This is a genomic window from Ruegeria sp. AL3 (genome assembly GCF_056536065.1).
The window spans coordinates 1,217,337-1,228,324 of the sequence record NZ_JBQFJG010000001.1 but is presented as its reverse complement, the minus strand read 5'-3'; the positions used below and the strand labels follow the sequence as shown (position 1 = coordinate 1,228,324).

At 60.8% G+C, this 10,988-nt stretch carries 11 protein-coding genes; 5 read left to right on the top strand and 6 right to left on the bottom strand.

Annotation, left to right across the window (positions count from 1 at the left end; all coding sequences use genetic code 11):
* The first annotated feature begins 48 nt into the window (after positions 1 to 48).
* On the top strand, positions 49 to 624 hold the full coding sequence (locus tag ACR3E6_RS06170) for a DUF1285 domain-containing protein (protein WP_171637428.1): 576 nt from the start codon (positions 49 to 51) through the stop codon (positions 622 to 624).
* Here the strand turns inward: ACR3E6_RS06170 and ACR3E6_RS06165 are convergent.
* Positions 607 to 1,575: a DMT family transporter gene (locus ACR3E6_RS06165; RefSeq protein ID WP_480486310.1), complete on the bottom strand. Its 969-nt coding sequence runs from the start codon at positions 1,573 to 1,575 to the stop codon at positions 607 to 609. The two genes, ACR3E6_RS06170 and ACR3E6_RS06165, sit on opposite strands and share 18 nt — an antisense overlap.
* Complete coding sequence (locus tag ACR3E6_RS06160; protein WP_171233359.1) at positions 1,563 to 1,724, bottom strand: hypothetical protein; 162 nt, start codon at positions 1,722 to 1,724, stop codon at positions 1,563 to 1,565. The genes ACR3E6_RS06165 and ACR3E6_RS06160 overlap by 13 nt, the downstream gene beginning before the upstream one ends.
* A gap of 9 nt (positions 1,725 to 1,733) precedes the next feature.
* Between ACR3E6_RS06160 and ACR3E6_RS06155 the strand changes: the two genes are divergently transcribed.
* Together ACR3E6_RS06155 and ACR3E6_RS06150 are read left to right on the top strand one after the other, a co-directional pair.
* Entirely contained in the window at positions 1,734 to 2,489 is a 756-nt protein-coding gene (locus ACR3E6_RS06155; RefSeq protein ID WP_210093629.1) for a hydroxypyruvate isomerase family protein, read from the top strand.
* A gap of 65 nt (positions 2,490 to 2,554) precedes the next feature.
* Entirely contained in the window at positions 2,555 to 2,794 is a 240-nt protein-coding gene (locus ACR3E6_RS06150) for a DUF2798 domain-containing protein (protein WP_480486308.1), read from the top strand.
* Between the two features lie 20 nt (positions 2,795 to 2,814).
* Here ACR3E6_RS06150 and polA read toward each other — a convergent pair whose 3' ends face one another.
* The 3 genes from polA to ACR3E6_RS06135 all read right to left on the bottom strand — a co-directional run bounded on the left by polA (position 2,815) and on the right by ACR3E6_RS06135 (position 6,413).
* Positions 2,815 to 5,613 carry a DNA polymerase I gene (polA, locus tag ACR3E6_RS06145; protein WP_480486306.1) on the bottom strand — a complete coding sequence of 933 codons (2,799 nt, stop codon included), beginning with the start codon at positions 5,611 to 5,613 and terminating at the stop codon, positions 2,815 to 2,817.
* Positions 5,614 to 5,683: 70 nt separating this feature from the next.
* Positions 5,684 to 6,154, bottom strand: coding sequence for a hypothetical protein (locus tag ACR3E6_RS06140; protein WP_171637435.1), 471 nt, complete (start codon positions 6,152 to 6,154; stop codon positions 5,684 to 5,686).
* 82 nt (positions 6,155 to 6,236) lie between these two features.
* A complete protein-coding gene (locus ACR3E6_RS06135) occupies positions 6,237 to 6,413 on the bottom strand; it encodes a zinc-finger domain-containing protein (protein ID WP_171637437.1) in 177 nt (58 codons plus the stop codon).
* Between the two features lie 87 nt (positions 6,414 to 6,500).
* Between ACR3E6_RS06135 and ACR3E6_RS06130 the strand changes: the two genes are divergently transcribed.
* Complete coding sequence (locus ACR3E6_RS06130) at positions 6,501 to 7,493, top strand: ABC transporter ATP-binding protein (protein ID WP_480488101.1); 993 nt, start codon at positions 6,501 to 6,503, stop codon at positions 7,491 to 7,493.
* On the opposite strand, the gene ACR3E6_RS06125 is transcribed toward ACR3E6_RS06130, so the two are convergent.
* Complete coding sequence (locus tag ACR3E6_RS06125; protein ID WP_480486303.1) at positions 7,490 to 7,954, bottom strand: DUF1203 domain-containing protein; 465 nt, start codon at positions 7,952 to 7,954, stop codon at positions 7,490 to 7,492. The two genes, ACR3E6_RS06130 and ACR3E6_RS06125, sit on opposite strands and share 4 nt — an antisense overlap.
* A gap of 110 nt (positions 7,955 to 8,064) precedes the next feature.
* Between ACR3E6_RS06125 and ACR3E6_RS06120 the strand changes: the two genes are divergently transcribed.
* Positions 8,065 to 10,983, top strand: coding sequence for an error-prone DNA polymerase (locus ACR3E6_RS06120; RefSeq protein ID WP_480486301.1), 2,919 nt, complete (start codon positions 8,065 to 8,067; stop codon positions 10,981 to 10,983).
* Positions 10,984 to 10,988: the final 5 nt, after the last annotated feature.

The following is a 10,988-nucleotide window of genomic DNA, read 5'->3' as shown; positions in this document are numbered from 1 at the left end:
GACTATTATGATTGAAGTGTATCGCGCTGAGAGGAAATGGCAAAAGCAATGAGCGGACAAAAACCTGTGAAACCGTCGCCAGATGGTCTGGCGGCATCGGTCAAGGCGGCCAAAACCAACGGTTTACCGCCCGTTCACCTCTGGAATCCTCCGTTTTGCGGCGATCTGGACATCAAGATCGCAAAAGATGGCACATGGAGTTATTTAGGCTCACCCATCAACCGTTTCGAGCTTGTGAAGCTTTTTTCCTCAATTCTTAAGAAGGAAGACGGCAAATACTTCCTCGTCACCCCGGTCGAGAAGGTGGGAATCACTGTCGATGACGCGCCGTTTGTCGCTGTGGATTTCGACCGGGACGGGGATGGAAAGGACCAGTCCTTGACCTTCACAACCCATGTTGGCGACCGGGCCTTGGCCGGAGCTGATCATCCGATCCGAGTTGTAATCGACCCTGAAACAGACGAACCCTCACCCTACATATTGATCCGCGACAACCTTGAAGCTCGGATAGACCGCAAAAGCTTTTACCGCCTCGTCGAGATCGGAACGCACCACGACGGCTGGTTCGGTGTTTGGTCAGACGGGCAGTTCTTTGGCCTGATCCCTTCAGCCGACCTGAGCTGACCGCGGCGCGCGATCCTGTGCCAGCACGACAGCCATTGCAACAATGCCCGCACCCAGTGCCCGGGTCCAGTTCCACTCGTCCCCCAGCATCAACATGATCAGCATCACGTAGAACGGGGCAACGTTGATGTGAAAAGAGGCCAGCGCCACGCCCAGCTTGCCGACGGAGGTGATGAATAATACTTGGCTGAGACCCATGGAGATAAGCGCATAGATCATCAGCATGCCCGCCTGCTGCGTGTCGAACGCAGTTGCAGGCATCACGTCCAGACCAAACTGCGCCGATCCGAAAACCAGCAGCGATGCCATGGCCAGCCCTCCGACGAAGGTGATCGTCGTGCGCCCGGTATGGCTCAGTTCGGCGAAATCACGGGCGGTTGCCATGCTGGCCCAGCAGAACAGCACCGTTGATCCAACCGCACAGGCCGCGCCCAGACCCAACTGGGCCGGGGCCAAGGCGCTGGTGGCGATCAATCCGCCGACAATCGACACAAGAACGCCCAGCGCAAAATTCCACTTCAGCCGGCGTGTGCCAGCAGCCAATTCAAGCAATGTGGCCACCAAAGGTGCGCAGGAGACGATGATTGCCACCGTCACCGGGTCGGTCAGCTTTTGCGCCAAGATCAACAGGAACATTCCCAACCCGATTCCAAGGCCGCCGACGGTCATTGCATGACCCCAGCGGGCTGAAACAACCCGACGCGGCCCGTCCAGAATCACCCAGACCGGCACCATCACCAACACGGCCAGCGCCAGTCGCGCGGCCAACAGGGCGACGGGCGGCCATGTTTGCAACAGCACCTCGGCCGCCGGAAACCCGGCCGCCCATGTCAGCATCGAAGCCACGGCCAACCCGTTGCCCGACAAGGCAGAATGCTGTCCCGCCGGCGCAGAAAGGCTGTTCCCGCGGACGGGGTCTGGGCTCATCGCCATCGTTTTCAAACCTTCCATTGGCACGGCGTCAGAAAATTGATTCGCCGCAATGCAGGAAGCGTTTCCGATTTCATCGGGTCGATCTGGTCGAATTTCGACAAACTGTCGTTTTCTGTCACTTTCACAGAAATCAACGCGCGGATAAGGTCGGGCCACCTGAAATCCATGGGCCGCCTATGCCAAAATTCGCCGCGAATATCTCATTGCTCTTTGCCGAACTTCCGTATCTGGATCGGTTTCAGGCAGCGGCAGATGCCGGGTTCAAGGCGGTCGAGATCCTGTTTCCGTACGAACTGGCTGCAAAAGAAACCCGGCGTGCCTTGCTGGCCAACGGGCTCGAACTGGTTCTGATCAACGCGCCTCCGCCGAATTATACCGGTGGCGCACCGGGTTATGCCGCCATCCCCGGCGGTGCGTCCCGGTTTCAGTCTGATATCCGCCGCGTTCTGCGCTACGCTCAGGTGCTGCGGCCGGGTTTCATTCATATCATGTCAGGATACGCCGCCGGGACGGATGCATTGGACTGCTTCGTGCAAAACTTACAGTGGGCCGCCGATTTCGCACCGCAGCAGACATTTACGATCGAACCCCTCAATCCAATGTCCCAACCCGGCTATTTCTTGAACGACTATAATCTGGCGACCGAGGTACTGGGCCGCGTGGATCGCCCGAATGTCGGTCTGCAATATGACAGTTTTCACGCACATATGATCCACGGCGACGCGCTGGCCGTCTGGGAGCGTTTTCACCCCAGCGTTGTCCACGCCCAGATCGGGGCCGCCCCCGAACGTTCTGAACCGGGGCGCGGGCCCACGGATTTCACGCAGCTTTTCGCGGCAATGGATGATGCTGGTTACACCGGTTGGGTCAGTGCCGAATACGCGCCTTCTACCGCTCGAACGGATGCGACCTTGGCTTGGATGCGACATTAACGCCGTTCTTCGGGCTGGAATTAGCAGCCCGAAAGGCGCACATATCGGGCAAGCCGTTTTCAAGGATGACCGATATGATCCCTGCCCGCTTTGCCCATGCCATCTTTGGACTGATCATGTCAGGGCTGATGTCGTGCATTGTCACCGGGATCGCTACGGTCAAGGCAGTGGGGTTCCATCCTGAATTGCTGGGCGACTGGATGGCGTCCTGGGCCTTTTGCTGGCCCATCGCGTTCACGGTGATCCTGGTCCTGGGACCTTCGGTGAAACGTATGGTCGAAGGGTGGGTCAGGCCACAAGGCTGACTTGGGGGGCTGACCCGGCGCTAGTGCGCCTCGGCCCAGTTCGCACCCTGGCCGGCATCAACGCTCAGCTTCACATCCAGTTTCACCGCCGGGTCCGAGGCACCCTCCATCACCTCGCGCGCCACATCGATCAGCGGATCCACGGAATCCTCGGCGACTTCGAACAACAATTCGTCATGGACCTGCAACAGCATCCTGGCGGGCAGCCCATTGATCGCACCCGGCATCCGCACCATCGCGCGCCGGATCACATCCGCCGCCGTGCCCTGAATCGGCGCGTTGATCGCCGCCCGGCGCGAGAATCCTGCATGCGGCCCCTTGGCGTTGATTTCGGGCGTGTGGATCTTGCGCCCGAACAGAGTTTGGACATAGCCGTGCTCTTTGGCAAATGCCACCGTGTCATCCATATACTGTCGAATGCCCGGAAAGCGTTCGAAATAGCGGTCGATGAAACCCTGTGCCTCGGCCCGCGGTATGCGCAGGTTGCGCGCCAGGCCGAAGCCCGAGATGCCATAGATCACACCAAAGTTGATTGCCTTGGCCTGACGGCGGATGTCCGGCGTCATCTCGTCCAGCGGCACGTCGAACATTTCCGACGCGGTCATGGCGTGGATGTCCAGCCCGTCGGCAAAGGCCTGTTTTAGGGTCGGAATGTCGGCGATATGCGCCAGGATGCGCAGCTCGATCTGGCTGTAGTCGAGGCTGACCAGAACATTGCCGGGCTCGGCGACAAAGGCCTCGCGGATGCGGCGGCCCTCCTCGGTGCGCACGGGGATATTCTGCAAATTGGGGTCGGTCGAGGCCAAACGCCCCGTATTCGCCCCGGTGATGGCATAAGACGTGTGCACCCGGCCCGTGTCGGGGTTGATATGGGTCTGAAGCGCGTCGGTATAGGTCGATTTCAGCTTGGACAACTGGCGCCAATCCAGCACCCTGCGCGGCAGTTCATGCTCGGTCGCCAGATCTTCCAAAATATCGGCCCCGGTCGAGTACTTGCCGGTCTTCCCCTTCTTGCCACCTTCCAGGCCCATCTTGTCGAACAGGATCTCGCCCAACTGCGCGGGTGAGCCGACATTGAAATTCTCACCCGCCAGCTCGTGAATTTCAGCCTCTAAACCGGCCATTTTCTGGGCAAAGGCGTTCGACATACGGCTCAGCACGTCGCGGTCGACCTTGATGCCATGCATCTCCATCTCGGCCAGAACCGGCACAAGTGGTCGTTCGAGCGTCTCGTAAACAGTCGTCACCTGCACCCGGTGCAGCTGCGGTTTGAACAATTGCCACAGGCGCAGCGTTATATCCGCATCCTCGGCGGCATAGGCAGTGGCCTCGTCGATCGGCACCTTGTCGAAGGTGATCGCAGATTTGCCTGACCCCAGCAGCGGCTTTATCGGGATCGGCGTGTGGTTGAGATACCGTTCCGAGAGCGTATCCATGCCGTGTCCATGCTCACCGCCATGCATTGCATAGGACATCAACATCGTATCATCGATGGGGGCCACATCGATACCGTGACGCCGGAAAATCTTGGCATCGTATTTCATGTTCTGCCCGATTTTGATGATCGAGGGGTCCTCAAGCACCGGCTTCAGCCGCGTCAGCGCCTCATCCAGAGGCATTTGCCCTTCAGCCAGCGCGTCCGAACCGAACAAATCATCCGCCGCACCATCGCGGTGGGTCAGCGGGATGTAACAGGCTTCCCCGGCCTCGACACACAGCGAAATTCCGACCAGATCGGCGATCATTTCATTCAGACCGGTGGTTTCAGTATCAACAGCGATCCAGCCTCGTTCATGGGCCTGATCGATCCATTTTTGCAAAGCCGTTGCATCACGGACACATTCATACTTTGCCGCGTCAAACGGGATCGTCTCGGCCTCAACTTCTTTGGCCGCAGGCGCCGGAGCGTCGGCGATGGCCGGTGCTTCGGCCCCCAGCTTGTCGGCGATCCGTTTGGTCAGTGTGCGGAATTCCATATCCGCCAGAAAACCCAGCAGGGTCTCGGCATCGGGCTCTTTCACTTCAAGGTCATCCAGCGTGAAATCCAGCGGTGTGTTCTCGTCCAGCTGCACCAGTTTCTTCGACAGTTCGATCTGATCGCGCTTTTCGATCAGGGTCTGCCGGCGCTTGGGCTGTTTGATTTCCTCGGCCCGGTCCAGCAGTGTTTCCAGATCACCGTATTCATTGATCAACAGCGCGGCCGTCTTGACCCCGATTCCCGGAGCGCCCGGCACGTTGTCAACGGAATCCCCGGCCAGCGCCTGAACATCCACAACGCGCTCAGGAGCAACTCCAAACTTCTCGATCACCCCGTCCCGGTCGATGCGCTTGTTCTTCATCGCATCCAGCATCTCGACGCCGTCACCGACCAACTGCATCAGATCCTTGTCGGAACTTACGATGGTCACGCGGCCCCCAGCCTCGCGCGCCTGCACGGTCAGGGTGGCGATGATGTCGTCGGCCTCATAGCCTTCGAGTTCCTTGCAGGCGATATTGAACGCCTTTGTCGCCTCACGGGTCAGCGGAATTTGCGGGCGCAGGTCCTCGGGCATCGCTTCGCGGTTGGCCTTGTACAGGTCGTACAGATCATTCCGGAATGTGTGCGACCCCTTGTCGAAAATCACCGCCACATGGGTTGGCGCATCCGGCCCGGTGTTTCCTTCGACATATTTCTGAAGCATGTTACAGAACCCGGACACCGCCCCAATCGGCAGACCATCCGACTTGCGGGTTAGCGGAGGCAGCGCGTGATAGGCCCTGAAAATAAAGGCCGATCCGTCGATCAGATGCAGGTGACATCCTTTTCCGAAATTGCTCATGCGCGCGCTCCCTGTCGGTCAGGGATGGTTCTGCCACAGGGTCGCGCGGGTGACCAGCCAAGAACGCAGCCTAACCGCCAAACAATCCCGAGAAGACGTCAGAGAAACTGTTCAGCAAAGCCATGATCACCAACACCCCCAGCAAGGCAAAAAATGCAAACGCAAAGAACTGGAACAGGATTGCCCCCGTACCTATAACCATTCCGGCGATGGCAGGGCGCCGCTTTTCGTGACGCAGGATGCCAACGGCCGATATGACGGTTGCAAGCCCGCCAAGCATGGCGACTCCGATCCGCAGGAAATCATCCAGGTCGCGGGCGCGGGCAACGGGCTCGGGTTGTTCCATCCCCGCGGCGGCCCTCAGGGTCGATTTGCCGATCTCGGCCGCCAGTTCGCCCAGCGACACACCCGCAGTCTGCTGAGGTGCAAAGGGCCCCGCCCAGAATACGAACAACGCAGCAAACAACGCCAAAGACGCGATGCAGAACCCAGCCCAGCCGAAAACCGGGTTAACATTGTCAGTGGCCGAAATTCCGGTCATCACGTATCCCTGCTTTGGTTGCGCCAAAGCACTAACATGAAAACCGAGGCAAGATTTGGGCCAAACCCGGCTGGTCGGGCAATCAGCCCTGATCACGGCCCTTCAGCACATATTTGCAGTCGCAATACGGGCATTCGACCCAGCCTGTATCCTCGGGGATTTGCAGCCAGACGCGCGGATGGCCCAATGCGCCTTCGCCGCCGTCACAGGCGACACGGGCGGTTTCGACGATCTTGGTTTCCGGCGCTTCGATGGTCACGGCTGGCGATCCTTCTTCGGTTGTCGGCCTCGCGGGCATGTATTAGGTGCGTTTATGAGCGATGAGCAATCCGGGGGCAAGAGCCACATGAGCGATGCGGCAATCAGGATCGAAGGTCTGCGCAAGACCTATCGTGGCGGCAAGGGTCAGCCTGAGAAACACGCGCTGAAAGGCATTGATTTGACTGTTCCCAGGGGCTCGGTTTTCGGGCTGCTGGGCCCGAACGGCGCCGGGAAATCGACCCTGATCAATATTCTGGCCGGGTTGGTGGTGAAGTCCTCGGGCCGTGTGTCGATCTGGGGTTTCGATCAGGATCAGAATCCGCGGCAATCCCGCGCCGCGATTGGTGTGATGCCGCAGGAGCTGAACCTTGACCCGTTTTTCACCCCGCGGGGCGCCTTGGAAGTACAGGCAGGCCTGTACGGCGTTCCGAAATCCGAACGTCGCAGCGATGAAATCCTTGAACTGGTCGGCCTCAGCGACAAGGCCGAGGCCTATGCCCGCACGCTGTCGGGCGGGATGCGGCGGCGGCTGCTGCTGGCCAAGGCGCTGGTGCACCACCCGAAAATCCTGGTGCTGGACGAACCCACGGCAGGCGTGGATATCGAACTGCGCCAGATGCTGTGGGCCAATGTGCGCAAGCTGAACCAGCAGGGCATGACCATCATCCTGACCACCCACTATCTGGAAGAAGCGCAGGAGATGTGCGACGAAATCGCCATCATCAACCACGGTGAAAAGATCGCTCAGGACAGTACCGCCAACCTGCTGGGCCGAATGGACAGCCGGACCATGGTCATTGTTCCCGACACCCCGGTGGTCGACCTGCCGGTGACCGAAGGCGTCGAGGCCAGCTTACGTGAAGACGGCAGCCTGATACTGCAATATCGCATCGCCCGGACCAGCGCCGAACAGGTTCTGGAATCCGTCCGGGCGGCGGGCATCCGCATCCGCGACGTGCGCACCGAAGAGGCCGATCTCGAGGACGTGTTTCTGGCCCTGACCTCCTCGCGCACCGACGATGCCCCGGCCGACGATCAGGACCAGCCGCGCCGGGGCCTGCACCGGGTCAAGCTTTAAGCCCTGTCGATCCGTGCTTGGTAGCAGTTGTTCCGTGCAGATCTGACGTGAATATAGGCCACGTCCGGGCGGGCAAAAATGTCGCTGACTTTTGCGTTGATCTGATCCTTGGGCGTGATTGCCCCGGTGCCATAAACGATCCGGTCATCTGGTCCATACCCCTTGATCAAATAGTCGGGTGCAGTGGTCAAAATCTCGGGCAGGGCGTCGCCTTCATAGCGCTCGCAAGGCGTTGCGCACAGAAAGATCGGTCCTGTTTCAGCGTATGGATGTGGCTCTAAAAAGGGGCGATGCGCCAATATCAGCATCTCTGCGCCTTCGGGAATGTTCTTCAGGCAGTGGCGACAGGGGTTGCCGGCCCCCGACGAAATGGCGCGCTCGGGCGCAGCGCCATATGCATCAGGCTGGCCTGCCTGAAGAGCGCGGACTTCGTCAGTGGGCAGAGCGGTGATCTTGAACATATCAGGTCTCCTTTTTCTGCAACCATGCGCGCCTGACCAGGTTCAGGCGACCCGTTTCCTGCGCAAAGGACTCGAAAAAGAACAAAACGTGAATATAATGTGGAATCGCCATGTATGCCGAACTGTCGATCACGTCGAACTTCACCTTCCTCACCGGGGCCTCGCACCCCGAGGAGTACATGGAGCGCGCCGTCACCCTGGGCCTGCCCGCCATCGCCATCGCCGATGACAACTCGGTGGCCGGCATCGTCCGCGCCCATACCCAGGCGCGCGAGATCGCCCGCAAGGTCCGTGAGCGCCGCGCGTGGGACGAGCAGAACACGCCCATCGGCCCGCCCTGCCCCGATCACATCCCGAAACCGCCCTCGTTCCCGGTGCATGCGGTGCCGCGCCTGATCCCGGCGGCGCGGCTGATTTTTACCGATGCCCCGCCCGTCACCGCCCTGCCCATCAACCGGCAGGGTTGGGCCAACCTGTGCCGCATCCTGTCCACCGGACGGCTGCGCGCGGCCAAGGGTGACTGCATCCTGCACCTGTCCGACCTGCTGGAATTTTCCGACGGCCTCCACCTACTGCTCTGGCCACAGGCGGGCCGCCCAACCGGCGGCGCGAGCGGATGGCGGACACAGGCGGAACAGCTGACGCGCCGCTTTGCCGGTCGCATGCATCTGCTGATTCACCCTCGGTATGATGGCGCCGATAGCGCATTTTTTCACTTGTTAGAGACTGAATCTCATCATCTGAACCTGCCCACAATCGCCAGCGCCGCGCCGATGATGCATCACGGGTCGCGCCGCAAGCTGGGTGATGTGCTGACCGCGATCCGCCTGCGCCGCAAGGTGGACGATCTGGGCCGCGACGCGCTGGCCAATGGCGAACAGCGCCTGCGCTCGGAACCCGAGATGCTGCGCATTTTCAAGGGCTTTGAGGACGCCGTGGCCCGCGCTTATGCGCTCAGCCAGGAACTCACATTCTCGCTGGACGAGCTGCGCTATGAATACCCCAGCGAGGGCAGCGAGCAGGAAACCCCGACCCAGCGCCTGCATCGGCTGGCGCATGAAGGGTTGAAATGGCGCTATCCCGCCGGGGCGTCCGAGAAAGCCAAAAAGATGCTGGCGCATGAACTGACGCTGATCGGCAAGCTGAAATACGAACCCTACTTCCTGACCGTCCGCGATATCGTCCATTTCGCCCGCTCGCGCGGTATCCTGTGCCAGGGGCGCGGCTCGGCAGCAAACTCTGTCGTCTGTTTCTGTCTCGGCATCACCGAGGTCAGCCCCGAGATGGGCACCATGGTGTTTGAACGTTTCGTCTCCGAGGCGCGGGACGAGCCGCCCGACATCGATGTCGATTTCGAACATGAACGCCGCGAAGAGGTGATCCAGCACATCTATGACCGCTATGGCCGCGAACGCGCGGGGCTGTGCGCCACGGTTGTCCACTATCGGGGCAAGCGCGCCATCCGAGAGGTGGGCCGCGCCATGGGCCTGACCGAGGACACGATTTCCGCCCTGTCCTCACAGCTTTGGGGGTTCTTCTCGGCCTCGGGGCTCGAGGCACAACGGATGCGCGAAATCGGCCTCGACCTCCAAGACCGCCGCCTGAAACAGACTCTAATGTTGGTTCATGAGATCGACGGCTTTCCCCGCCACCTCTCGCAGCACGTGGGAGGATTCATCATCACCGAGGGTCGGCTGGATGAGCTTGTCCCCATCGAAAACGCCACGATGGAGGGCCGCACGGTCATCTGCTGGGACAAGGACGATATCGACAGTCTTGGCATCCTCAAGGTCGATGTCCTCAGCCTTGGCATGCTGACCTGCATCCGCAAGGCCTTCGACCTGATCGGCCAGCATCACCAGACCAGCTACACCCTTGCCACCCTGCCGCCCGAGGATCCGGTGGTCTATGACATGCTGTGCAAGGCAGACTCGGTGGGCGTGTTCCAGGTGGAATCACGCGCGCAGATGAACTTCCTTCCCCGGATGCGGCCGCGCAATTTCTATGATCTGGTGATCGAGGTCGCCATCATCCGCCCCGGCCCCATCCAGGGCGATATGGTTCACCCCTATATCCGCCGCCGGAACGGAGAGGAGGAGGTCAGCTTTCCCTCGGACGCACTGGGCGAGGTCTTGGGCAAGACGCTGGGCGTTCCGCTGTTTCAGGAACAGGCGATGCAGATCGCCATTGTGGGTGCGGGGTTCACCCCGGAACAGGCCGACCGGCTGCGACGGTCGCTGGCGACCTTCAAGAAGCATGGCAGTGTCAGCGAATTCCGCACCCTGTTCCTGCGCGGGATGCAGCGCAACGGCTATGACGCCGAATTTGCCGAACGCTGTTTCTCGCAGATCGAGGGGTTCGGCTCCTACGGCTTCCCCGAAAGCCACGCGGCCAGCTTTGCGCTGCTGGTCTATGCCAGCGCCTGGATCAAGTGCCACCACTCGGGGATTTTCGCCTGCGCGCTTCTGAATTCGCAGCCGATGGGCTTCTACGCCCCCGCCCAAATCGTGCGCGATGCGCGCGAGCATGGCGTGCAGGTGCGCCCGGTCTGCATCAATGCCAGCTTCTGGGACAACGTAATGGAGCCTGACGGTCAGGGCGGGCTGGCCCTGCGGCTGGGCTTCCGCCAGATCAAGGGCCTGAGCGAGGAAGACGCCAGCTGGCTGACCGCCGCGCGCGGCAACGGCTACCATCAGGTCGATGATGTCTGGCGTCGTGCGGGGCTGGGCCCGTCGGTGATCGAACGGCTGGCCGAGGCCGATGCCTTTGCCGCCTGCAGCCTGACCCGGCGCGAGGCGCTGTGGCAGGCCAAGGCAATTGCCACAGCCAAGCCTCTGCCCCTGTTTGCGCAGGATCTGGAAGGCGAGGCGCTGGACGAGCCCGCCGCCCATCTGCCCCGGATGTCGCTGGGCGAACAGGTGGTCGAGGATTACGTCGCCACCCGCCTGAGCCTGCGGGCGCATCCCGTGGCCCTGCTGCGGCACCTGCTGACGCCGGGGCAGCGCGACAATACCACCTCTGTCACATAACGCCG

What these genes read in the sequence shown, in the direction of transcription:
- ACR3E6_RS06170 (WP_171637428.1), top strand. Translation starts at nt 49, where the DNA reads ATGAGCGGACAAAAACCTGTGAAACCGTCGCCAGATGGTCTGGCGGCA.
- ACR3E6_RS06165 (WP_480486310.1), bottom strand. Translation starts at nt 1,575, where the DNA reads ATGGAAGGTTTGAAAACGATGGCGATGAGCCCAGACCCCGTCCGCGGG.
- ACR3E6_RS06160 (WP_171233359.1), bottom strand. Translation starts at nt 1,724, where the DNA reads ATGGATTTCAGGTGGCCCGACCTTATCCGCGCGTTGATTTCTGTGAAA.
- ACR3E6_RS06155 (WP_210093629.1), top strand. Translation starts at nt 1,734, where the DNA reads ATGCCAAAATTCGCCGCGAATATCTCATTGCTCTTTGCCGAACTTCCG.
- ACR3E6_RS06150 (WP_480486308.1), top strand. Translation starts at nt 2,555, where the DNA reads ATGACCGATATGATCCCTGCCCGCTTTGCCCATGCCATCTTTGGACTG.
- polA (WP_480486306.1), bottom strand. Translation starts at nt 5,613, where the DNA reads ATGAGCAATTTCGGAAAAGGATGTCACCTGCATCTGATCGACGGATCG.
- ACR3E6_RS06140 (WP_171637435.1), bottom strand. Translation starts at nt 6,154, where the DNA reads ATGACCGGAATTTCGGCCACTGACAATGTTAACCCGGTTTTCGGCTGG.
- ACR3E6_RS06130 (WP_480488101.1), top strand. Translation starts at nt 6,501, where the DNA reads ATGAGCGATGCGGCAATCAGGATCGAAGGTCTGCGCAAGACCTATCGT.
- ACR3E6_RS06125 (WP_480486303.1), bottom strand. Translation starts at nt 7,954, where the DNA reads ATGTTCAAGATCACCGCTCTGCCCACTGACGAAGTCCGCGCTCTTCAG.
- ACR3E6_RS06120 (WP_480486301.1), top strand. Translation starts at nt 8,065, where the DNA reads ATGTATGCCGAACTGTCGATCACGTCGAACTTCACCTTCCTCACCGGG.